This window comes from Thermoanaerobacterium xylanolyticum LX-11 (assembly GCF_000189775.2).
Taxonomy (GTDB): domain Bacteria; phylum Bacillota; class Thermoanaerobacteria; order Thermoanaerobacterales; family Thermoanaerobacteraceae; genus Thermoanaerobacterium; species Thermoanaerobacterium thermosulfurigenes.
Window position 1 is genome coordinate 1650948 of sequence record NC_015555.1, and the last position, 24987, is coordinate 1675934.

Here is a 24987-nt window from a genome sequence, read left to right on the forward strand (position 1 = left end):
ATTTCTATTTTAGCAGATTGAGAAAAAAAGCACAAAAAAAGGCGCTAATCGCGCTTAATGTATATTTTATTTGATGATGAATCTACAGTGATATTTAACCCATATAAACTTCTCAAATCTTTTTGATTTATGTACGATTTGCTTTCGTATATTTTGTATTTAATACTTTTGCCATCTACAATAACTCCCTTTTGCGGATCCCATTCCACCGTATGTCCTGCCGCAATAAAAAATTCTTTGATTGGAATGTAAATATCTCTATTTTGATAATCTGCGTAATTAGTGGTAGACAAAAACTTGCCATCATAGTAAATTATATTTCCAATCATTTTAATCGTATTTGTATCATCGTCTACAATAAACTTTAAACCTGTCAAATTTGCTATATCATCAATGTTTACGTAGTTTGCATTGTCTACTGAAACTGATTTTAAATCCTTAATTTTCTCGTCATCAATGTTTAAATAACCTTTTAGATCACCAACCCACATATAAAATTGGCCATCCTGAGATCTGTACACATTGCTGCTGACAAGTTCATTGTTTCTGATAACCTTATATCCTTCCGAAAATACCAACGGATCTTTCACATTTACGTATTTGTACAATTTTCTAAATGTATCATCGCTTACTTTTATGCCGTAATTTTGCAGCTCACTTTCAATGTGCTGCCTTGTATTCAAGCCTTTTTTGTAGAAATCCGGATACACGAATAATGCCATGCCGCCAGTCGGAGAAGTCTTTGGAAAAATCGTTTGGTATACCACATTCACAATGTCGCCGTAACTTACCATATCAAAAAGTTCTTCGACATCCGCTTCGTACATCCTTATGCATCCCGACGACGCCAAAGTGCCTATGGATGATGGCATGTTATTCCCATGTATTCCATAATCGCTGTAAAACCCCATCCATCTATATCCCAAAGGATTATCAGGTCCTGATGGTACAACTTCGCCATTCCACGGCGATACCCATTTAGGATTTACTTGCTTATTTATGATCCTGTATGTTCCCAATGGGGATGTAGAAATGATCTTGCCAACTGCTATCGGATAAAGTTTTGACATATTTTGCGAGACAAAATATATTGTCCTTGACGGTATATTGACTGTCATGGTATTTGTAAAACCGTAAGATGGTGTCGCATTAAACGCTAAAATAATAAAAATCGCAAATACCACGATAAATCTGTTTTTTGCTTGCAACGCTTGCACCTCTTTTCACAAATTTTATCGATCTAAAGCGCAGGCCTTTAAAGACGCGCTTAATACTTTATCTATGATAAAATTTGTGAAAATATGAATCACATTTTTTTGTTTATTTCTTCTTTTAATACTTTCAAATTTGGTGCTGAAAAGACAATATCATTTGCATATCTGTCAAATAGCAAAAAGTAATAGATTTTAATTGGTGATTTTAATTGTACTTCTAATAAACTTTTTTTCGAAATGATCAAACTGCAAACATCGTTTTTTAAGTTAATACCTCTTTTATAATTAATTTTTTTCTCTATTTCATTTATTTCAGCAATGTTGTCGTATCTTATTCTGACAAACCCCATGATGCCCAATGATATTACAAAATAATCTTCAAGTAAAATGACTTGAGAAATCCCAATAGAAAATAGTGCAACTGATAATGACATAGATAAGATTATGTAAAATATCCACCACAATACAGACAACTCCACATTGATACCTTTCATATTGACATCTACAAAAACGAAGATAAATAGCAAAGCTACACTTAATAGAATAATCAATGTCATAAAATACAGCAATAATCTCTTTAATTTATCTAACATGTAATATTTCATGGTTTCCCTCCGCTATAATTTTTGATAAATGAAATTTTACATCATGTATAACCAAAATTCAAGTTAATAAAACACATGATAATTACAAATAATAAAAAGTAAGTCATAGAATGAATTGTATAATGGAGGTATTGCTTTGGAAAAAGGAAATCTATCTGTTAACGAACTTGTATTAGTAGGAGTAGGTGGAATACTGGGAGCGGGATTCTTTTTGGCAAGCGGTATAGCAATACATACGGCGGGGCCAATAGTCCTTTTGGATTACGTCATTTCAGCATTTATAATGTCTGAAGTCTTTTGCGCCCTTTCAGAAATGATCGTCGCAAACCCTGTTGACGGCTCTTTCAGGGTATATGCTGAAGAAGCCTTAGGCGACATAGGCGGATTTTTAAGTGGATGGGTCTACTGGACAGCAGGTGTATTCATCATGTCCAGCGAAGTTACGGCATCAGCAATCTTTACTAAGTTTTGGTTCCCCAAAGTTCCACTGTGGATATTCGCACTAATTTATTCTATTATGGTAATCTGTGTAAACGCATTAGGCACAAAAAACTTTGGTACTGTAGAATCTTGGTTTTCAACCATCAAAGTATCTGCTTTATTTATAATAACTGTCATCGGTATATTTGCACTTTTTGGAACATTTGGCAATAAAGGCGAGATTGGTTTTAAAAATTACTACATTCATGGAGGCTTTTCTCCAAATGGCATTAAAGGTTTTTTAGGTGCGATGCTTATGTCTTTAATACCGTTTGGTGGCATAGAGGTCACCGCTATGACAGCATCAAAGACAAAAAAACCGAAAAAATATGTACCTATAGCGAGAAGGTATATTGTACTGTTTCTATCAATATTGTATTTATCATCTATCGCCGTACTTTTAGGGGTAATTCCATGGTATGAAGTATCAACAAAGGAAAGTCCTTTTATCAAGCTACTTTCATTTACAAAGATACCATATATTGATTCAATAATGAATTTCATCATACTTACAGCAGCGCTGACCACCATGAATGGCGCTATGTACGGAGTAACGCAAGTCATGTATTCTTTAGGAAAGGGAAGATTTGCGCCAACTTTTTTAAGCAAGCTAAGCAAAAGAGATGTGCCTATATACGCCCTCTTAATAAGCAGCTTCGGACTTCTTGTTGCTGTAGTGCTTTCATACATTCTTCCTAAAGATGTTTACGAATATATAACAAGTGCTACAGGTTTCATCCAATTTTTCAACTGGATCATCATCTTGTACACTTTCATCAGATATAGGCCGATGCTTAAAAAAAAGAACCCGGATTACTTCGAATGTCAAAAGCACGGGTTTCCTTTAAGGCCATGGTTTACGATAATTTTGCTAACAGCCGTCCTCCTATCGACACTAATCGTCCCGAAACAAGCAATAGGTTTTTTCGGCGGACTCATACTGCTTATTGCCATATTTACCTTTTACTTAATAGCAAAAAAGCTGAATTTATTTGATAAATGGTAAAAATATCGGAAAACCCGATACTTTTACCATTACTTTTTAAATATGAATAAAAGTCCAAACGCTATTAGGATAACCGGCCAAAAAATCTTTAAATCAAACCATGGTATGAATATCCTAATGAGAAGAAATAGACCTAAAGCAATTAAAATCCATCCAAATATTTCACTGCTTTTCCTTCCTGAAGAAACTTTTGGCCTTTCAGGTTCTTTGTCGACATTGACATTTCCAACATGATAATCATCGTCTTTTGGCTGATATGGATTTTCTGGAACAACGATCCAAGCAATTATATAAAGTAAAACGCCAGAACCTCCCACTAATGCAATCAAAGCCCAAATAAGCCTCACTATCGTCACATCTATATCGAAATACTCTGCTATGCCTCCACATACGCCTCCTAAAATGACCTGATTTCTTGAGCGGTACAATCTCTTATCCATATTGAGACCTCCTTCAATATCTTAAATCAATTTACTTTATTTCCAATATAACTAAAAACATCGCACCCCCTCTTTGCTGCATTTAGCGATTTATCAATCATTGCTTAATTAGATATAAACACTTACTATAAATTATACTCAATACAAGGTATTTTTGGAAGCAAAATTTTGCGGAGCGTCGTAAATCACAAAGGATATATAATGGCGTATTATAAAATATAATATTTTAGGAGGTATCGTTATGGATAACAAATGGTATTTTGATATAGCACCAGGTGCTATAGATGATCTAAGAGAACACACTTCTCAAATAACGACGCTTATACCTTTCTGGTACGGCGTTAAGCCAGACGGCACGCTGGCGGATATGTCGTCGCAAGACGTCAAAAGCATAGCATCTCAGAATAATTTACCTATCTTTCCTATTGTACACAATTATTCTGATCCGAAAAAATCACAGCTTATACATGATTTAATATCCAATACATCTTTAAGAAGCATATTAGTAAACAGCATAGTAAACATGGCATTATCAAATAACTATCCAGGAATAAATATCGATTTTGAGTTTGTGCCACCAGAAGACAGAAGCAATCTTAACGCATTTATGGAAGAACTTTATTATTCGCTAAAAAACGCCAATAAGATTGTCACGATTTCATTGCCGGCAGAAACAGAAGACAACCCAAGACATCCTTTCTCAGGCGCATTTCAATACACTGTCTTAAGTCAATTTACAGATCAAGCATACGTATTAGCATACGACGAACACTTCTCGAAGCCCGGTCCCATTGCATCAATTGGATTTGTTCGCAGTGTATTAGATTACGCCACAAAGTCCATTGAGCCGAAAAAAATTTGGCTTGGCATGGCAGTTTACGGCTATGACTGGGCAGAAGGCTCAAACTACCCAAGGACATTATCTTACTTTCAAGCCATAGAGACAGCCAAAAATCTCGGCGTCAAAATCGAATACGACGAGACCGCGCAAGAATCCACGTACACTTATACAGTGGACTCCGTAAAACACACCGTATGGTTTGAAGATGCCAGAAGTTTTCAAGCAAAACTGCCATTAGTATCTCAATACGGTATATCAGGCATAGCTGTTTGGAGGCTGGGTCAAGAAGATCCTGACATTTGGAACATTTTAAATAGAATTTGATGCATTTTATGGAACTTTTTTCACACATCATTCGTCTAATGAATTGATGTAGAATACTAAAATAAAGAGGAGGTTTTCAGATGAAAAGGCTCTTGGCTATTTTAATAACTGCCATGTTTATCTTAGCAGCAGCTATTCCTTCTGACGTGCTTGCCCAGACAAACAGCAAAATTGAGCTTAAGCAAGCTATTGAGATTGCGAAAGAAAAGTTAAATCTTCCGACAGATGGATACAGCTTTAGTTCCAACTACTATGAAGGCGATGGCAATAAGACATGGTATTTAACATGGACATCCAGCACAAACAGCACTATCACAGTAAACGTAAATGCTGATACAGGCGAGATAACAGGCTACAACTTTTATAAGCCTAACAGCGGTTCAAACAGCGTAATACCTAAATACTCAAGAGACGATGCCAAAAAAGTGGCAGTCGACTTTTTAAACAAGGTTATCCCAGAAAAGTTTAAAGAAACGAAAGAGCAGGAAAGCGACGATTACCTGGGTCTAAGCCCAAAAATCGCCTACAGCAACGCATATTCTTTCAATTTTGCACAAGTGGTAAATGGAATCACATTTGAAGGAAATCACATAACTATAGAAGTAAACAAAAACACTTTAGAAGTTCAGTCTTACTACTTGACGTGGAATGACAATTACAACTTCCCTGATCCCAAATTAGCCATTTCAAAAGATAAAGCAATAGAAATATACAAAAGCAACAACAGCCTTAGATTGCAGTACAATGTGGTCTACAAAGATGTTTATGGAAACAATGACCCAAAACCGCAGGCAATATTAGTTTACGCACTTGTAAACAACCAGCCTATTGATGCCATAAGCGGTACAGTCTTGCCTCAAAACTATTACGGACCCATGATTGGTGGCACTGGTGGAATGTCTACAAAATCGGCTAATTCGCAATCAGTTTTGTCCCCTGAAGAACAAAAAGCTGTAGACGACATTTCAAAATACATCTCAAAAGACAAGGCTATTCAAATGGTAAAAGAAAAACTTCCATTTACAATAGGATCTCAGTACAACCTTACATCTTCCAATCTTTTCAAAAATAGTTCAAATTATGACAGTGCAATTTGGGATTTTAGTTGGTCTTACTCTGATGGAAGCAATTACAATTATGTATCGGCTTCAGTAGATGCTACAACAGGTGAACTAATGACATTTACAAGAAGCGACAGCAGTGAAAATAACATTCAAGGAAAAACGCCGAAGTACACGAAAGAACAGCTAAAAAACATAGCTGAAGAATACTTAAGCAAAGTACAACCGGATAAATTCAACCAAATTGAATATCAAGACGTTCCAACATCTCCTTATGATAATTCGCCGTATATGTCATTTAATTACGTATATATGGCAAATGGCATACAATGTCCTTTTGATTCCATATATATAGGCGTCAATAAGTACACTGGTGACATAGTATCATACAATTATAGCTGGATAAATGTAAATTTGCCAGACAGTAAAAACATAATAAGCCTTGACGACGCATACGACTCTTTGTTTAAAAATAGCGACTTGCAGCTTACTTACATCATCTACTACCCACCAGACAAAGTATACGATACGCCTCCACAAGATGTAAAACTTGTGTATCAAGTGAACAACTTCAATGGATTAATAGATGCAAAGACAGGAGCTTATGTCGATTTCTCAGGAAACCCAATCGAAAAGGATAAAAGTACCCAATTTACAGATATAGCTGGAAATTGGGCAGAGAAAGACATACTACTTCTATTACAGTATGGCATAGTAGATGGAAAAGATGGCAAGTACATGCCAAATGACTATATACTGCAAAAAGATTTTATAAAGATGCTTGTAAAATCGCTTCAGCCAAACAACATAATAATACCTCTTAGCTCAAACGATGATGAAAACTACGATAATTACTACAACGTAGCAATTAACAACAAAATCATCACAGAAAGCGAGAAAACACCTGATTCTAAAGTAACTCGACAAGATGCAGCAAAATTTATCGTTAGAAGCCTTGGATTAAAATATGTTGCCGACATAAATGGCATCTACACATTAGATTTCTTAAAAGATGCCAATAGCATAGACAGTTCTTTAAAAGGATACGTGGCAATTGCCTATGGACTTAATTTAATGAAAGGCAACAATGGATACTTTAATCCAAACGGCGATCTCACAAGAGCTGAAACAGCATCAATATTAGTAAGATATTTGAGAATAGAAAAATAACCATAAAGGGCGCCTCAGATAAGCGCCCTTTATACTTCATAAGTCTCATGGCATTTAACGTGACTATAAATACACTTGCTTCATGTACAAACATCCCAGATGCCAGAAATACCTCTACTATCACAACAATTATTGCTTTTTATATATTGCCCGTTCTCCACCGATTAACTTAGGCCGCGTCTTAGCAGCCACTATCGTAGCATCGCCTATTTTACTGTGCTTTAACCTAACTGGAACAACTACAGGCCTTAAGTGCATACCAATTAATACAAGTCCTATGTCAAGACCCGCATGTCCTAATCCCTTCAAGCTCTCCACCATAACTGGTCTTTCAAATACGCTGTAAGAATAAGTCTGCAATGAACCACCTGCATGTACCTGAGGGATCACAGATACTTCATCAAGATTGTACTTTATCATAGCCTCTTCTTCCACAAGAAGGGCCCTATTTAAATGTTCGCATCCTTGTACAGCCAAATACAAATTTCTCTTCTTTACAGATTCCAATATCGGGTCCACAATCGCTTTCGCTATATCAAGGCTTCCTGACGTTCCAACTTTTCGACCTATGACCTCACTTGTGCTACCACCTAATACAAAAAGTCCTCCACTTCTTACATCGGCTATATCTAAAAGCTCTTCAATGACTTCCTTCGTCTCAATCTTTATTTCATTTATATCCAAGTAAAACACCTCCAACTCATATCATGTTTTAATTTATTGTATCACAGTATACTTCAAAATCATATAATATTGGCAGAAAAAGTTTAACGGGAGGTAAGATAATTGAAAAGGTTGATACCTAAAAAGTATAACTTGGTATTAAACGGCATATCACAAAAGACGTTGCAAGAGCATTATAAATTGTATGAAGGATATGTATCGAAGACAAATGAAATTTGGGAGAAATTAACCACATCTGATAGAGAAAAAGCAAATGCAACATACAGTGAATATAGAGAGCTTAAGCTGGAAGAAACATATGCATTAGATGGCGTAAAACTGCACGAGCTTTACTTCGAAAACCTTGGTGGAACAGGTGGTCCTGCAACAGGAATAATTGCTTCTATGATAACATGCGATTTCGGTTCTTATGAAAACTGGCTTAACGACTTTAAAGCATGTGCACTATCGTCAAGGGGCTGGACAGTTCTTTGCTTTGACCCAATTGACTTAAAGCTTCACAATTATTTGCAGGATCTTCACAATCATGGCGTCATTTCAAGATCGACTCCACTTTTAATAATCGACACTTACGAACATGCATATTTCATAGATTATGGGACAGACAAAAAGGGATACATTGACGCTTTCATGAACAATGTCAAATGGGATGAAGTAAATAAACGTGTATACAATTGGATCGATACAAAGAAAATTTAGCAGGATTCAAACTCCCAATCCTGCTAAATCTTGTTGAGGTAGTATTATCGTAAAAGTTGTCCCTTGTCAATTTTGCTCGCAACTTCTATTCTACCACCATGCTTTTCAATAATCTCTTTAACAATTGTCAGGCCTAATCCATTTCCACCTATTGATAAAGCATTCTTTGCTCTATAAAACCTATCAAAAATATGACGAATTTCATTTTCCGGAATTCCGATACCATTGTCTTTTACTTTAATTGAGATTTCTCGATTAAAATTTTTGTACAATGATACATCAATTTGATTATGAGGATTTGAATACTTTATTGCATTGTCAAGAAGATTAACTATCGCTTGAGAAATCTTATCTTCATCGGCAATTAAACTTATTCCATCTTGAATATTTGTATTTATTGATATGTTAAATTTTAAGGCCTTTAAATTTATGTTTTCACATATTTTCAATAGCAACCAGCTTAAATTTATAGTCTTTTTTTGAAGTTTTAACTCATATGATTGAAGTTTTGATACCTCAAGAATATCTAAAACAAGCTCTTTTAATTTAATTGTTTCACTTTCAATATAGTTTAGTATCACTTGATTATATTCTTTTTCTTCTTTTAATATTTGTATAAAACCCAAAATGGCAGTTAAAGGAGATTTTAGCTCATGCGAAATGTTTGAAACAAATTTCTTTTGTTTTTCTATCAGCTCTTTATCTAAAGTAACATCTCTAATTACAACAGTACAATAACCATCGCATAAAAAGCTCTCAATGTTCAATATTTTGTCATTTGTCGGTATTTCCTCAATTATGTGCTTATTTTTATACGTTTTATTAACAATATCCAAAATATAATCGTATGTTACATCACTAATCAATTCATCTACTTTTTGATTTTTAAATACAATATCCTCTTTATCATCAAATGCTATAACACCTTCGTTAAGAGCAGATAAAACACTTTCTAACTTATTTTTTTCAAAAAGTATATCATCCATTTGCTGTGAAATCGTCTTGGTCATTTGGTTAAAAGTCCTTGTGAAATTACCAATCTCATCCTTTGTTTTAACAGGCAATATTTCATAATTTCCTTTCAAGAATTTTCTTGCAGCACAATCAAGATGCTTAATTGGTTTTGTTATAATATATGATATATAAATACTAATAAGTAAAATAATAAAAATTGATATAAATCCAAATATCTCAAAAATCAATTTGATAAAATTTATGCTATTTAATTCATTAGTTAATGGATGTATATATTCTACTGCTCCAATAATCTCGTTTCCAAACTTTATTGGAAGTGAGACATACAATAAATTTTTTTTAACTTTATATGCCTCTTTACCTTTTAAAGCAATTTTGACAATTTCGTCTATTTTACTATTTTCATCATCAACTTCATAATGCAAATGGCTGATTAATGACTTACCATTATATAACTTCACAAAATAATTGTTCATACATAAACTAGAAGCTATAGTATCAGCATATTTTTCAATCAATATTTTAGGATCTATATTTTTATTATTATCAACTATAATGTTTATTTCTTTATTTAAATTATCAACCATATTATTTACTGTGCTCATAATAATGTAATTAGTTATTGTAACGAACATAAAATACCCTATTAATAATATAATAACCGAAAAAGCACTAACATAACATATTAATATCTTCGTTCTAATTTTCATTAACTATCACCTATGGACCAGTTCCAATTGAGGCTATCTTCCATTCTTTATTTTCAAGTTTTAATGTGATAAATAACATCCTTTCTCCGGAAACGGCAACAGCTTTTAAATCATCAGGAACATTTTCATATTGAAGATTTATTTTTACTTTGTATTCTTGTGTCCCTCTTTCTTGAGGCATATCTTTTAAAAACTCTATACCCTCTATATTTGCACTCTTTATATATTTTGTGTCATCTTTCACATTTTGCTCTTTTAATAAATTCCTCATCTGGTCTGTATATAAACTCATATATTCATCAGTTTTCTTTTCTACTACTAATTTATAAAAATTATAAATTACTTTAGTTGCGTTTTCATCCTCAACTGTCAAATTTATTGAAGCTTCTTTATTAATTTTCACCTGTTCAATATCTCCATTTTTCAAATTATTACATGCTGCCAAAACGAAGAAACAAACTGACAGAATAAACAATGCTATAAGCAATTTTATATATCTCACATAAATACCTCCCTCTATAATCTTTGATTTTCTTTTAATATCTCACTCATTCTCAGATTCTCACGATCTTCAAAGGACCTCAATGCATATCAATGCTTCCATAATCTTGATAAACATTAAATATAAGACGAGATTTGTTCAAATACTATCTCGTCTTATATACTCTTTCTCCAAATGATTATTGATTTTGGGGAACTGTTACAGATGCATTGACTCCAACTAACCAGAAAGTCGTATTAGACGAATATAAACTCCAAGGATAATGCCATCTATTATTTGTATGCGCATCAACTAATGGATTTCCTGCAGAATCAAAAGCAACAACTATAGATACATGGTCTTTTGTAGATCCAGATGTTGACCACCTATAAAATACTAAATCGCCAACTTTCATTTGTTTTGCATAGCTATCTAAATATGAAGTAGAGGTACTATAAGCTCTTAACCATCCCCTATTATTGACAATATAATTATATAATGAATCAGCATTTATCCAAGCTAATGAATAAGGATACCACGTACCATCAGTCGGAAGATTTCCAGCATTACTATCACCCATACATTGTGAAACAAAATTAGCACAATCATTATTTGGATAATAATTATAATTAGGATTATGTGTCGTACCGCTACTACCACTATTATCTGTCCATTTATCTGCATATGCTGCAGCTGCCGCTGTTTGATAATATACTGTTTTATAACTATTTGGAATTATAGATTTTTGATTCATTAAAGCATTACTTGCAATATTATTATCTATATTATAATCGAATACTTTCCTATTGACGTGATCCTCAGATAAATCTGGTCTTAATGGATCATAAAAATTGTCCTCTATTACTTTATATACTCCATTTTTATTTTCTAAGACTAAGCTATGTATCTCACTAAATTTGAATGTATTGGGTACCCCAGAACCTTTCCCACTCATATATTCATATGTGACAGCAGTCGTCGTAGATAAATTAGCATATATTTTTCCCTTATCATACTTAATATTGCCATTATCAATATTTACGGAAACATTTGTAAATTTAACATTATTGTTTTTAGCCCATTCAGAATATATACTATGACGTCCAGTTATATAATTTAAAAGGGTTAAGTTTGAATTATCAACAAGATCTCGTATATTTTTTTGAATTGTATCGTCTACCAAAGAATGATTTAAAGCGTACAAATAGGTATTAATCTGACCTTTTGCCACTGATATTTGATCCATATCAGTTATATTTTCTGCATTTATAGTAGATGTTGTAAACAAAAAGCTTAGCATTACTATTGCTAATGAAAGCAATAATATCTTTTTCATATTTACACCTCCAATAATTAAAAATCATTTTATTTACTCAATTATAACTCCCAGTTGTTTCATTTTTATTACATTTCAATATCATTTTTACTACTATTTAATAAATTTTTATAAATTATTCTCCATATCAAACTTATATCCAAAACCATAAACAGTTCGAATATATCTAGGACTTTGCGTGTCGTCTTCAATCTTTTTTCTAAGTCTTAATATATGTATATCTACGACTCTAGTATCGCCATAATAATCATATCCCCATACTTTATCAAGAAGTTCTTCTCTTGTTAAAACATTTCCCTTTGCATCTATTAATACTTTTAAAAGAACAAATTCTTTTGGAGTAAGATTTATAATTTTTCCTCTCTTTTTTACAATTCCTTGATCAAAATTAACAATCAAATCTCCAAAAGTACAAAAGTTTTTATTTGCTTTTACTTCTTCAATTCTTCTTAGCAGAGCCTTTACCCTAGCAATAAGCTCACGCGTATCAAAAGGTTTTGTGACATAATCATCTGCTCCAAATTCTAAACCAATCACCTTGTCAACAATATCATTTTTAGCTGTCAACATTATGATAGGAACTTTATAAAGAGGCACAATTTTTTTTAGAATATCAAATCCGCTTTCATCAGGCAACATGACATCTAATATTATTAAATCTGGTATCTGTTTTTTTAATACTTCAATAACATCTTTCCCATTTTCGGCACATATCACTTCATATTTTTCTTTTTCTAATACCATTTTTAACATATTTAATATAGATCTTTCATCATCACAAACCAAGATTTTAGCCATATAATCACTCCATCTTGCAAGTAAATTCAAATTTAAATATATTATATCATATACTGGATAAAAATAGCACATTTAGAGGCATAGTTCTTTAATCCAAACAGGAACATGAAAATTGACTCAATTCATCCAATTTTAATCAAAACATTGCCAGCAATACTATAGCCCGCTTCAAGAGCCTTCTCATTTAATTTCACTGTATCTTTTGGGACTTTTTGAATAATAGCTTTTAGAAGTGACTCTTTTGATACTATTCTGGTCAGCTCAGCAACAGCCCCAAGCAAAACTATATTTGCAGTGAAGAGGCTTCCGACATCGTTCTTGGCAGTTTCTATTATAGGTAGTAAAAAGACTTTGTTCACTGCATTGTCATTTGCAATAATTGAATTGTCAGCTACTACAATTCCATCGCTTTTTAAATCATTTTTGTACATAATGTATGCTTTTTGAGACAGCACCGCTAATATATCTGGTTTTTGCACTTTAGGGTAATCTATAATATCATCGCTGATTATTACTTCAGACTTACTTGCACCGCCTCTCGCTTCAGGGCCATACGATTGTGTCTCAACACTGTTCTTTCCATCTAATAATGCAGCTTCTGCCAATATTATGCCTGCTAAAATTATTCCTTGTCCTCCTGTACCCGCAAATCTCATCTCAAACTTAGTTATCATCATTATTCACCTTCAATAAATTAATCATTTTATAATATTTTTCAGTAAATTCCGGTTCATCTATGTTTAAAAATTCTCCTATTAAGAATTTATCTGAAAGCTCTTCTTCAGAAATTTTTTTTGCGTTATTGATTAAAACAGCGTGCTCTTTTTGCCACTTTAGCATCTCTTTAGCATCGCCTTTCTTGTTCTTTCTTCCATAATACGTAGGGCACATACTAATAGCTTCAATAAATGAAAACCCTCTATGCATAATTCCTTTTTCTATCAATTTGATTAATTGCTGTACATGGTAAGACGTGCTTCTGGCGACATATGTGGCTCCTGCGGCTATTGCAAGTTCACACATATCGAAATCTCTATCTATGTTCCCATATGGTGTCGTAGTAGATTTATCCATAGATGGTGTAGATGGAGAATACTGCCCACCTGTCATACCATAGATGTTATTATTGAACATTATTGTAGTTAAATCTATATTTCGTCTGCATGCGTGGATAAAATGATTGCCACCTATAGCAGCACAATCTCCATCGCCAGTAATGACTATAACTGTAAGAGATGGATTAGCCACCTTTATGCCAGTGGCAAATGCCAATGCCCTTCCATGTGTCGCGTGAAGCGTATTAAAATCAAGATATCCTGAAGCTCTCGATGAACATCCAATTCCAGATACAATACAGATTTTATCTCGATCTAAGTTTAAATTATCAATTGCTCTTACAATTGCTGATGTTATTATGCCATTGCCACATCCTGGACACCATATAGTAGGCAATGTATCGGTTCTATAATATTTTTCAATGAGTTCAGATGCCATCATAAAGACTCCTTTACCTTTTCATATATATATTGTGGTGTCAAATATTCTCCATTAAATTTATTTATTTTAATCACTTTCCCAAAACCTTTAATTAAACGGTCAATCTCCAAATAAAGTTGTCCATTGTTCATTTCAACTACAAAAATATATTTGAATTTTTCGCTTATTTTCTTAAAATGTATTTCTGGAAAAGGCCAGATTGTTATTGGCTTAAAAAAAGATACATTAATCCCCGATTCGCCAAGCATTTTTATTGACTCTTTACACGCTCTTGCAGAAGAACCGTAAGAAACAATAAGAACATCGCTGTTTTGCTTTATATTCTCATCGTAAATGCAGATATCATCTGTATTGTTTTCAATCTTACCTAAAAGCCTCACCATAAGTTTTTCGTTTACATCAGTGTTATTTGTAGGATATCCTTTTTCATCATGGGCAAGTCCGGTAACATGATATTTATACCCCAGACCGAATGGTATAAACGGTGCAACGCCATTTAATACATTTTTATAAGGAATATATTCATTTATATCAGGTAAATCAAATTTCTCATTTGTGACATGTTGTACATCCTCGATTTCGATTCTTTCTCTAAGATGGCCTATAACTTCGTCCAACAGTAAAATCACAGGTGTCCTGTATTTATATGTAAGATTAAATGCTTTAATCGTTATTTCGTACGCCTCTTTTACTGATGACGGCGACATGACTATTATGGGATGATCTCCATGGGTTCCCCATCTTGCCTGCATTACATCGCCTTGTGATGGCATTGTTGGCATACCTGTGCTGGGTCCACATCTCTGCACATCAACAATGACACATGGGATCTCTGCCATCGATGCAAACCCAATATTCTCCTGTTTAAGTGAAAATCCTGGACCAGACGTGGCTGTCATAGCTTTTGCTCCTGCTAATGATGCACCGATTACAGCAGCCATACTGCTTAATTCATCTTCCATTTGTATAAACTTGCCCCCGATTAATGGAAGCTTTTCTGAGCAAAGCTCTGCGATTTCTGTAGAAGGAGTGATTGGATAACCTGCAAAAAAGTTTAGGCCTGCCTTTATTGCAGCATTTACAACCGCTTCATTTCCTTGCATCAATTTTACCGTCATCATCTATCACCTCTAAATAAATTGCATAATCTGGGCATCTTAGTTCACATAGGCCACAGGATGTACACTTTTCTGGGATCTTTAAAAAAACTTTATTATCTTTCATGGTTAAAGCATTTGCAGGGCAAAATTCTACACAAATTCCACACCCTTTGCACCAGCTTTCGGTTATACATATTTTTTTATTTTTCACAATATCACCTTCGAAAATCGAATGAATTTATCCTTTCTAAACTTATCGAAATCCAATCTATTGTCAGTATGAATAAGATTTAATGAACTCCTAAGATGGTCAACATCATTCCACCTGCTATGGCAGTGCCGAAAACGCCTGCTAAGTTTGGCCCCATTGCAAACATGATTAAAAAATTATATGGATTTTCTTTAATAGCAACGTAGTGTGAAACGCGAGCCGCTATAGGGACAGAAGCAATACCTGCCGACCCTATTAGAGGATTTATCTTTCCTCCAGATAATTTGTTTAAAAGTTTTGCTCCTAAAATGCCACCAGCCGTTCCTGTCATAAACGCAACAAGCCCTAAAACTATTATTTCTAAAGTCTTAATAGTAAGAAAAGTATCCGCTTTCATTGTTGAACCAATAGATATGCCTAATAGCATTGTTATGACATTCATCAATTCTCCACTGGCAGTTTTAGCCAATCTATCGACGACACCCGACTCTTTTAATAAGTTTCCCAACATCATCATAGTAATAAGAGGTGCAATTGGTGGCAATAGCACATCTATCAATACGGTAATAACAATTGGAAAAACAATCTTTTCCGTCTTTGAAACTTCTCTCGGCTGTTTCATAATAATTTTTCTTTCCTCTTTTGTAGTTAACAGTTTCATAATAGGCGGTTGAATAAGCGGCATCAATGCCATATATGAATATGCTGCAACAGATATTTGTGCCATTAGATTAGGTGCAAGTTTTTGTGTTACATAAATTGCCATAGGTCCATCTGCCCCCCCTATTATTCCTATAGCCGCTGATTGATGTATGGAAAACCCTAAAATTTTCGCCCCTATCAATGCGATAAATATTCCTATATGAGCAAATGCACCAAGTATTACAAGGCTGGGATTTGCAATCATTGGTCCAAAGTCAGTCATAGCTCCAACACCTAAAAATATAAGTGGCGGATATATAATCTTTTTAACACCAAGGTAAAATATACCTATAAGCCCATTTGGTAAAAGCAAATTAGTAGAGGGTATGTTTGCTACAATGCATCCAAACCCTATCGGAAGCAAGAGATATGGTTCGTATTTTTTAATAATAGAAAGCGAAATAAAAGCTATTCCTAAAGCTATTAAAATTATATTTCCAAATGTCAAATGCACTAAACCTGTTGATTTAAACATATCTTCTATAATATCTACGATGATCATGTTTTATCTCCTACTTTTTAAATATTTAGATATTTTATTTAAAAAAGGAAATAGCCTTAATATGCCATCAATCAAAAAGAGAAATACTATTAATAAAATCATATCTAGCATAGATAAATAAATTGCACCTGTAACTGTATTTCCTACCAATTGCCTATCCCCCTTAACTTACAAATTTAAATCATGTCACTTCTGACACAGCTCTAATAACACGCCATTAGTGCTTTTAGGATGGACGAATGCTATCTTTGAACCTTCTGCACCAGTCTTAGGTACTTCATCGATTAATCTGACGCCTTTAGATTTTAATTCTTCTAAAGACTCTTTAATATCATCGACTTCTAAAGCTATATGCTGGATTCCTTCTCCCTTTTTTTCAATAAATTTTGCTACAGGACTATCAGATGATGTAGCCTCTAATAGTTCTATCTCAACATCTCCAATTTGGATAAAAGCGGTTTTTAAATTTTCAGAACTTAAAGTTTCAATTCCACTAATTTTCTGGCCTAAAACACCTTCATAAAACTTAGATGCTTCTTCTATGCTTTTTACTGCTATTCCTATATGATCAACTTTTTTTATCATTTGAAGCCCTCCTTGAGACTTTTATATATGCTTTCTGCAATCATATATGGATTTGTCAGTCCAGCATATGCCGTATTAATCAATTCATTGATATTTTTCTGACTTATTTTCTCACTTAAATCATTCATAATATTATCAATTATTATTTCTAAAATCTCCCACTCTAAATTTTTAAGTCTCCTTTCTTTAAGACCACCTGTTTTTTCAAGATAATGGCGATGCTCTTTTATTTTGTAAAGAAGCGTATCACAGCCTTTTCTATACAGTGCAGAAACCTCTAGTACTGGTGGCCTCCAATTTGATTTACTATTTAGATCAAGCATGAAATTAATTTCTGCTGCTGTTTTATCAGCTCCGTCTCTATCTGATTTATTGACTACAAATATATCGCCAATCTCCATTATCCCAGACTTAATCGCTTGTATGTCATCACCCATACCCGGTGATAAAACCATTACATTTGTATCAGAAGTCTTCACGATGTCAATTTCTGATTGGCCTACTCCAGATGTCTCCACAATGATATAATCCATACCAACAATATCCAATATGTGAATCGATGCCCTTGTTGCTTTCGCCAATCCACCAAGCTTGCCTCTCGTCCCCATGCTCCTCATATAGACATTTTCATCTAACGCTATATCGCTCATCCTAACCCTGTCTCCCAGTATGGCACCGCCTGAGAAAAAGCTAGTAGGGTCTACTGCAAGAATTCCTACTGAATTATTTTCTTTTAGAAGAAATTTTGCTATTTCATTTGTAAGAGTGCTTTTCCCTACACCCGGAGGTCCTGTAATACCAATTATATAAGCTTTCCCAGTATTGGTGTAAAGATTTTTGATTATCTCGTAAACTCTTGCATCACCATTTTCTGCCATGGTTATTGCTTTAGCTATGGCTCTTTTGTCCCTTTTTAATAATAAATTTTCTAAATCAACCTCTCGCATTTTTAGGCCTCTTTCCATTAGGCTTAGATTTTCACATTTTCTATTACATATTCAACAGCTTTTGATGTTGGTGTGCCTGGTGTAAATATTTCTTTTATGCCTACTGATTTTAAAAATGGTATGTCATCATCGGGAATTATGCCGCCAGCAATTACAATGATATCTTCCGCCCCTCTACACTTCAGCAGATTCATTATTTTAGGAAATAACGTATTATGAGCACCTGACAATATGCTCAATGCAATGACATCAACATCTTCTTGAATTGCTGCTTCTACAATCTGTTCGGGTGTCTGCCTCAATCCTGTATATATGACTTCCATGCCAGCATCCTTAAATGCCCTTGCAATTACCTTTGCACCTCTGTCATGTCCATCAAGACCTGGCTTAGCCACAAGAACTCTAATCGGCCTTTTCATTTTCTCACCCCTTACAAGATTATGTTCTCTCTGTATTCTCCAAACACAGACCGTAGCACATCGCATATCTCGCCAAGTGTTGCATACGCTCTAACTGCATCTATTATTTTTGGCATAAGGTTTTCTTGACCGCAAGCCGCTTCTTTAAGCTCTGATAATATTCTCTTTACTTCCTCATTATCTCTTTCAGTTTTAAGTTTTTTTAATTTTTCTTTTTGCATCTCCCCAACTTTAGGCTCAACCTTAAGCAAATTGCCATGATATTTTTCTTCAGTTTTAAACTTGTTCAAGCCTACTATAATCCTTTCACCTTTTTCAATTTCTTTTTGGTATCTATATGCACTGTCCTGTATTTCCTTTTGAATAAATCCACTCTTTACTGCACAGGCAGCACCGCCAAGTTCATCAATTTTTTTTATGTATTGTAAGGCTTTCTCCTCTATTTGATTTGTTAAATGCTCTACATAGTAACTGCCTGCCAGTGGATCAGGTGTATCACATACACCGCTTTCGTATGCTATTATCTGCTGAGTCCTTAATGCAATCTTAACTGAGTCTTCTGATGGCAACGCCAAAGCTTCATCGCGGCTATTCGTATGAAGTGATTGAGTTCCTCCTAACACTGCGGCTAATGCCTGCAGTGTAACTCTTACAATATTATTGTCAGGTTGCTGAGCAGTTAGCGTAGAACCCCCAGTCTGTGTATGAAACCTAAGCATCATTGATTTAGGATTTTTAGCATTGAATCTTTCTTTCATTATTCTAGCCCACATCCTTCTGGCAGCTCTGAATTTAGCCACTTCTTCTAATAAATCATTGTGAGCGCTAAAGAAAAATGAAAGCCTTGGAGCAAATTCGTCAACATCAAGTCCAGCTTTTAATGCTGCATTCACGTATTCTATTCCGTTTGCCAATGTAAAAGCTATTTCTTGTACTGCCGTAGCTCCCGCTTCCCTTATGTGATATCCACTTATGCTTATTGTATTCCATTTAGGAATGTATTTGGAACAATATTTAAATATGTCTGTTGTAAGCCTTAATGAAGGTTCAATGGGGAAAATATACGTCCCTCGAGCAATGTATTCTTTTAATATATCGTTCTGAATAGTTCCTTCTAATCTATCTAAAGAAACCCCTTGCTTTTCTGCGACAACAATGTACATTGCCAAAAGAACTGCTGCAGGAGCATTTATGGTCATGGAAGTGCTGACTTTATCAAGGGGTATTCCGTTAAACAAAACCTCCAAGTCCAAAAGGGAATCTACAGCAACACCTACTTTGCCTACTTCACCCTCAGCCATAGGATGATCTGAATCATATCCTATCTGTGTTGGCAGATCAAATGCTATGCTTAACCCTGTCTGTCCTTGCGAAAGTAGATATTTATACCTGGCATTTGATTCTTCTGCAGTACCGAATCCTGCATACTGCCTCATTGTCCAAAACCTTCCTCTGTACATGGTTGGCTGAACACCACGCGTAAATGGATATTGACCCGGAAAACCTAAATCATTTAAATAGTCCAAATCAACTATATTATAAGGCGTATATATGTTTTTTATTTCTATCCCTGATAGAGTCATAAACTTTTCTTTTCGTTCTGGATATCTTTCTTTTACTTCGTCAACGCAATGATATAGCCATTTACTGCTTTCTTCCTTTATCTTGCCTATACAATCTTCATCTTTCATTTGAAACTTACCCCCATCGACATTGCAATTATAAAATATGGCTCATCATACCCAGCCACGCATTTCCATGGCTTTATATATTCTATTTAGAGATGTAATATATGCACCTGTTCGCATGTCTACTTTATAGTCATTTGAAGTTTCGTAAACTTTTTTAAATGCCTCTATCATAATCATTCGCTGCCTATCTTCGACTTCCTCCAGTGTCCAATAATAATTGTCTAAATTTTGTACCCATTCAAAATACGAAACTGTCACACCACCTGCATTTGCTAATATATCCGGAACTACAAATATACCTCTTTCATATAAAATTTTATCTGCTTCAGGCGTTGTGGGTCCATTTGCTCCTTCACATATTATCTTAGTCTTTATTGATCTTGCAATATCTGTAGTTATCTGATTTTCCAAGGCTGCCGGTACAAATATATCTGCCTCGAGCTCAAATATTTTATCGTTAGTTATTTGTTCTGCATCATCAAACCCTGCCACACTTCCATTTTCTTTTACATATTCAATTAATGCATTGATATCTATTCCACCTTCTTTATAGATACCACCTTTTGAATCAGACACTGCTATAATCTTTGCACCAAGTTTATGTAAATTGAGAGCTGAATAACTGCCTACATTGCCAAACCCTTGAATGCTTACAGTACAATTCTTTATATCCAAATTTAAATACTTTGTTGCTTCATAAGCCATCAATGCTACACCATAACCAGTAGCCTGTGTTCTTCCAAGAGAACCTCCGCATATAATCGGCTTTCCTGTTATAATTCCAGGACTATTTTTCCCAGACAATTTACTGTATTCGTCCATCATCCATGCCATGATTTGCTCGTTTGTATTTACATCTGGTGCTGGTATATCTTTATCAGGCCCAACGATACTATATATTTCCCTTATATAACCTCTGCTTAATCTTTCTAACTCACTTTTAGATAATGTATTTGGATCTACTATTACTCCTCCTTTAGCCCCTCCAAACGGAATACCTACAACGCTACATTTAAAACTCATCCAAATTGAAAGTGCCTTTACCTCATCAATATTTACATCTTGATGAAATCTAATTCCTCCCTTTGTTGGACCAACAGCATCATTATGTTGTGCCCTATAGCCTTTGAAAATCCTTATCGTACCGTCATCCATCCTTACTGGTATTGATACTTCCAAAAATCTTATAGGCTCTTTTAATATTTGATAAGCAGAATCGCTAACTTTTAGCAATTTACAAGCATTTTCTATCTCCTTCTGAGCATTTGTCAATGGATTTAAACATTCGCTTTTCATATTATTAAATCTCCTCTCATAAGAAAAAGAATTATTATGTTGTAATTTATCCATCAAATTTTTAAATACTGTAATTTTTGCATCATATATTTGCATAAAACATATCATAAACCTGTTATTACAGGATTTATGATATGTTTTATATACTATTTGAATATTCTTAAGTTTCTTTTACAGGATTGTCTTTAACTACATTCTTACTTTTCTCATATCTTCTAAACATTAGTAAAGCTACAATTGTGAAAAACAATGGTCCAGCAATCATCCAAAGTGTTGAAGCTATATCTTTTGAAAATGCAGGTTCGATTATAGTGAAAATATTTGCAAATCCTACTGTGACTGACGTTAATACAGTTGCAATTATTACAGATGTTCTACTTTTAAAGATCTCAAATGGTCTATTGATCTTTTTGTTATTTTTAAATGACGGATATGCTAAGCACAAAAATACATATGGCAATGTCATTGCTACATTCGTCATTAGAACTATGCGAGCAAAGAAAACTTTTGCTATGTCTCCTCCAAATGATATAAGGAACAACATAACTGCAACTAGCAAACATTGTATCCACATAGCATATTTTGGAACACCTTTATCATCTATTTCTGCTGTTTTCCCAGGCCACAATTCTGCAGGTGTACCTTCAATCAATTGTCTTAATGGAGCATAGCTAAGTGTAAAAAATGCACCCATTAATGATAAGAATACAGATAGTGCTACTATTCTAGCAGACCAATTGCCAATGATTATTGCTGTGCTTTTGCTTGCACCTAAGCTTAATCCAATTTGATATCCAAAGTTATTCATGATCACATACTGGGCATTTGCCATATTGACATTGTTAGATGCTAAAACACTATTCCATTTTGTAAATATGCCAACTAAGAATATTCCCAAAGAATACCCGATTGCAATTATTATAGCTGAAAACAATACTCCTTTAGGAAATGTCTTCTCTGCATTTTCCGTTTGATCTACGACGCCACCAACTACCTCTGTTCCTCCATACGCAAATATCGCAAATACTATGAATGACAAAACTGCAATCGGTGACAAATAGGACGGATTTGGCGATATTGCAAACGATTTAAGCGATGTAATTGGTTCCGCTAGTTTTCCTCCATTCGCTATCAATACAACAATCGAGCCAAGTAAGAATATGACGTTTATGGCTAATACCGATGTTCCACCGATTGAAGCAATTTTCGAAACCCAATTTAAACCTTTACTCGCTACATACGTAATTAATATGATAAGCAATATACCTAATAATCCAATAACTTGAGTCGAATTTAGTCCAAACAATCTGAGAGATGAGGTTTTGTCTGTGCCAAAAATTATATTAGAGATATTTATAAAAATTGTTGAACAAATGCTGACCATCCATACAACATATGAAGCATACCACATAAAAGTACCTACAAAGGCGTATTTAGGACCAACCGATCTTTCCATCCACGTATATATTCCGCCACTTTCTTCTTTAAATGCAGCTCCAAATTCCGCCATCATAAACGCATAAGGCAAGAAAAATGTTATACCTGATATGATGTACCACGGTATTGCGCTGTATCCCATAAGATAAAAAGCTCTTGGCATATTGTTAAATCCAAAAACAGAAGTAAAGATCATTAAAATTAAAGGCACCAGTGTCAGCTTTTTCTTTGATTCATCATTCATAATAGCACTCCTTCCTATTTGATTAAACTTTTATTTTATTTATTAAATTTTTTTAATCTAACTAAATTATAATACCTTTAACAGGTAATTGCAATACTATTTCAAATTGAATTATTAATTTTAATTTATGCAATTTTCTGTATAAATACCTGAAATTATTGTTTTGTATTTGCAGCATAAAATTCTGTTATGGTATCGTTTGAATAATTTATAATAGAAAATTTCAATAATTTTTTAGACAAAAAGAAGATAAATAAAAATAATTGGATGTAATTTTAATTTAAATTTTGATGCAATTGTTAGGAAAGGATATAGAATATTTGTCATATATCCTTTCCAACCATATTATTACCTTTAATAGCCATTTATTCTGACAATATTTCTTTTGGATCCACATATTCGAATCCGTGAGCTTCTGCTACTGCTTTATACGTCACATGACCATTTATTACATTAAGCCCTCTCATAAGCGATTTGTTTTCTAACAGCGCTTTCTTATAACCTTTGTCAGCAATCTGCAATGCATATGGCAAAGTCACATTTGTCAATGCAAATGTAGATGTTCTTGGCACAACACCAGGTATATTTGGAACAGAATAATGCACTACATCGTATTTTATAAAATAAGGATTGTCATGAGATGTTATTCTGTCCATCGTTTCAACAGAACCACCTTGGTCTATAGCTACATCGACTATTACAGATCCCTTTCTCATATTCTTTACCATTTCTTCTGTTATTATTTTTGGTGTCTTTGCCCCCGGAATAAGCACTGCTCCTATTACTAAATCAGCTTCTTCAGTACATTTAGCTATATTATAACTGTTTGACATAAGAGTCGTTACTTTTCCTCCAAAAATGTCATCTAAGTATTCAAGCCTTGAAGCATTTACATCAAGTATTGTAACATTAGCTCCCATTCCAACGGCAATCTTTGCTGCATTTAGTCCTACCGTTCCACCGCCGACTATGACAACATTTGCCTTTTCAACACCTGGAACGCCACTTAAAAGGACTCCCCTGCCATTATTTTTGCTAAGCAGTAAATAAGCACCTATCGTCACTGACAATCTACCCGCCACTTCACTCATAGGACTTAATAGCGGTAACATTCCATCATCTGTCTGCACTGTTTCATAGGCTATACCTACTACTTTTTTCTTTAAAAGTGCTTCTGTTTGCTGTTTATCTGGAGCTAAATGCAAATAGGTAAATAAGATCTGCCCTTCTTTAAAATAGTTGTACTCGGAAGGTTGCGGTTCTTTGACTTTTAATATCATATCAGATTCATTAAAAACATCTTCAGCCGTGTTAAGAATTTCAGCTCCAGCCTTCTTATACTCTTCATTAGTTATTCCACTGATTAAACCAGCATTGTTTTCTATTAATACTCTATGGCCTTTACTGCAAAACGCATGAACACCAGCAGGTGTAATAGCAACTCTTCCTTCTTCTTCTTTTATTTCTTTTGGTACTCCGATTATCATTGTGATCGCTCCTTTGTAATAATAATTTATTAAAATCATTCTAAT

General features: G+C 34.1%; 25 protein-coding genes. 4 read left to right on the forward strand and 21 right to left on the reverse strand.

What is annotated here, in order from left to right:
- Positions 1–44: 44 nt before the first annotated feature.
- Entirely contained in the window at positions 45–1208 is a 1164-nt protein-coding gene (locus THEXY_RS08185; protein ID WP_013788369.1) for a L,D-transpeptidase family protein, read from the reverse strand.
- A 98-nt stretch (positions 1209–1306) separates the two neighbouring features.
- On the reverse strand, positions 1307–1819 hold the full coding sequence (locus tag THEXY_RS08190; protein WP_013788370.1) for a hypothetical protein: 513 nt from the start codon (positions 1817–1819) through the stop codon (positions 1307–1309).
- A 136-nt stretch (positions 1820–1955) separates the two neighbouring features.
- On the opposite strand from THEXY_RS08190, the gene THEXY_RS08195 reads away from it, so the two are divergent.
- Positions 1956–3305, forward strand: a complete 1350-nt coding sequence (locus THEXY_RS08195; RefSeq protein ID WP_013788371.1) for an amino acid permease — start codon at positions 1956–1958, stop codon at positions 3303–3305.
- A 29-nt stretch (positions 3306–3334) separates the two neighbouring features.
- Here the strand turns inward: THEXY_RS08195 and THEXY_RS08200 are convergent, their stop codons facing one another.
- Positions 3335–3745 (reverse strand): PspC domain-containing protein, encoded by a 411-nt coding sequence (locus THEXY_RS08200; protein WP_013788372.1) that lies wholly within the window; start codon positions 3743–3745, stop codon positions 3335–3337.
- 241 nt (positions 3746–3986) lie between these two features.
- On the opposite strand from THEXY_RS08200, the gene THEXY_RS08205 reads away from it, so the two are divergent.
- Together THEXY_RS08205 and THEXY_RS08210 are read left to right on the forward strand one after the other, a co-directional pair.
- On the forward strand, positions 3987–4910 hold the full coding sequence (locus THEXY_RS08205) for a glycosyl hydrolase family 18 protein (protein WP_013788373.1): 924 nt from the start codon (positions 3987–3989) through the stop codon (positions 4908–4910).
- Positions 4911–4990: 80 nt separating this feature from the next.
- Positions 4991–7141 (forward strand): S-layer homology domain-containing protein, encoded by a 2151-nt coding sequence (locus THEXY_RS08210; protein ID WP_013788374.1) that lies wholly within the window; start codon positions 4991–4993, stop codon positions 7139–7141.
- A 129-nt stretch (positions 7142–7270) separates the two neighbouring features.
- Here the strand turns inward: THEXY_RS08210 and THEXY_RS08215 are convergent, their stop codons facing one another.
- On the reverse strand, positions 7271–7825 hold the full coding sequence (locus tag THEXY_RS08215; protein WP_013788375.1) for a TIGR01440 family protein: 555 nt from the start codon (positions 7823–7825) through the stop codon (positions 7271–7273).
- Between the two features lie 102 nt (positions 7826–7927).
- Between THEXY_RS08215 and THEXY_RS08220 the strand changes: the two genes are divergently transcribed.
- Positions 7928–8524 (forward strand): superoxide dismutase, encoded by a 597-nt coding sequence (locus tag THEXY_RS08220; RefSeq protein ID WP_013788376.1) that lies wholly within the window; start codon positions 7928–7930, stop codon positions 8522–8524.
- A gap of 44 nt (positions 8525–8568) precedes the next feature.
- Here THEXY_RS08220 and THEXY_RS08225 read toward each other — a convergent pair whose 3' ends face one another.
- The 17 genes from THEXY_RS08225 to ald all read right to left on the reverse strand — a co-directional run bounded on the left by THEXY_RS08225 (position 8569) and on the right by ald (position 24942).
- Entirely contained in the window at positions 8569–10134 is a 1566-nt protein-coding gene (locus THEXY_RS08225) for an ATP-binding protein (RefSeq protein WP_195890933.1), read from the reverse strand.
- Positions 10135–10219: 85 nt separating this feature from the next.
- Positions 10220–10711: a hypothetical protein gene (locus tag THEXY_RS08230; RefSeq protein WP_013788378.1), complete on the reverse strand. Its 492-nt coding sequence runs from the start codon at positions 10709–10711 to the stop codon at positions 10220–10222.
- A gap of 178 nt (positions 10712–10889) precedes the next feature.
- Positions 10890–12026: an amidase domain-containing protein gene (locus THEXY_RS08235; protein ID WP_013788379.1), complete on the reverse strand. Its 1137-nt coding sequence runs from the start codon at positions 12024–12026 to the stop codon at positions 10890–10892.
- 108 nt (positions 12027–12134) lie between these two features.
- Entirely contained in the window at positions 12135–12824 is a 690-nt protein-coding gene (locus THEXY_RS08240) for a response regulator transcription factor (RefSeq protein WP_013788380.1), read from the reverse strand.
- Positions 12825–12946: 122 nt separating this feature from the next.
- Positions 12947–13501: a 2-oxoacid:acceptor oxidoreductase family protein gene (locus THEXY_RS08245; RefSeq protein WP_013788381.1), complete on the reverse strand. Its 555-nt coding sequence runs from the start codon at positions 13499–13501 to the stop codon at positions 12947–12949.
- Complete coding sequence (locus THEXY_RS08250) at positions 13488–14318, reverse strand: 2-oxoacid:ferredoxin oxidoreductase subunit beta (protein WP_041592100.1); 831 nt, start codon at positions 14316–14318, stop codon at positions 13488–13490. Before THEXY_RS08250 ends, THEXY_RS08245 begins: the two co-directional genes overlap by 14 nt.
- Complete coding sequence (locus THEXY_RS08255) at positions 14318–15442, reverse strand: 2-oxoacid:acceptor oxidoreductase subunit alpha (RefSeq protein WP_013788383.1); 1125 nt, start codon at positions 15440–15442, stop codon at positions 14318–14320. The genes THEXY_RS08250 and THEXY_RS08255 overlap by 1 nt, the downstream gene beginning before the upstream one ends.
- Entirely contained in the window at positions 15411–15635 is a 225-nt protein-coding gene (locus tag THEXY_RS08260; protein WP_041592101.1) for an ATP-binding protein, read from the reverse strand. The genes THEXY_RS08255 and THEXY_RS08260 overlap by 32 nt, the downstream gene beginning before the upstream one ends.
- A gap of 76 nt (positions 15636–15711) precedes the next feature.
- The gene (locus THEXY_RS08265) at positions 15712–16836 is read right to left on the reverse strand and encodes a sodium ion-translocating decarboxylase subunit beta (protein WP_013788385.1); all 1125 of its coding nucleotides are present in this window, start codon (positions 16834–16836) and stop codon (positions 15712–15714) included.
- A gap of 3 nt (positions 16837–16839) precedes the next feature.
- On the reverse strand, positions 16840–16986 hold the full coding sequence (locus THEXY_RS12645) for a hypothetical protein (protein WP_013788386.1): 147 nt from the start codon (positions 16984–16986) through the stop codon (positions 16840–16842).
- Positions 16987–17022: 36 nt separating this feature from the next.
- Positions 17023–17421, reverse strand: coding sequence for a methylmalonyl-CoA epimerase (mce, locus tag THEXY_RS08270; RefSeq protein WP_013788387.1), 399 nt, complete (start codon positions 17419–17421; stop codon positions 17023–17025).
- Complete coding sequence (gene meaB / locus THEXY_RS08275; protein WP_013788388.1) at positions 17418–18368, reverse strand: methylmalonyl Co-A mutase-associated GTPase MeaB; 951 nt, start codon at positions 18366–18368, stop codon at positions 17418–17420. Before meaB ends, mce begins: the two co-directional genes overlap by 4 nt.
- Positions 18369–18391: 23 nt before the next feature.
- Complete coding sequence (icmB, locus tag THEXY_RS08280; RefSeq protein WP_013788389.1) at positions 18392–18787, reverse strand: coenzyme B12-dependent isobutyryl CoA mutase small subunit; 396 nt, start codon at positions 18785–18787, stop codon at positions 18392–18394.
- Positions 18788–18798: 11 nt separating this feature from the next.
- Positions 18799–20478: an acyl-CoA mutase large subunit family protein gene (locus tag THEXY_RS08285; RefSeq protein ID WP_013788390.1), complete on the reverse strand. Its 1680-nt coding sequence runs from the start codon at positions 20476–20478 to the stop codon at positions 18799–18801.
- A 45-nt stretch (positions 20479–20523) separates the two neighbouring features.
- A complete protein-coding gene (locus THEXY_RS08290) occupies positions 20524–21774 on the reverse strand; it encodes a Glu/Leu/Phe/Val family dehydrogenase (protein ID WP_013788391.1) in 1251 nt (416 codons plus the stop codon).
- A gap of 160 nt (positions 21775–21934) precedes the next feature.
- Complete coding sequence (yjeM, locus tag THEXY_RS08295; protein WP_013788392.1) at positions 21935–23455, reverse strand: glutamate/gamma-aminobutyrate family transporter YjeM; 1521 nt, start codon at positions 23453–23455, stop codon at positions 21935–21937.
- A 365-nt stretch (positions 23456–23820) separates the two neighbouring features.
- Positions 23821–24942 carry an alanine dehydrogenase gene (gene ald / locus THEXY_RS08300; protein WP_013788393.1) on the reverse strand — a complete coding sequence of 374 codons (1122 nt, stop codon included), beginning with the start codon at positions 24940–24942 and terminating at the stop codon, positions 23821–23823.
- Positions 24943–24987: the final 45 nt, after the last annotated feature.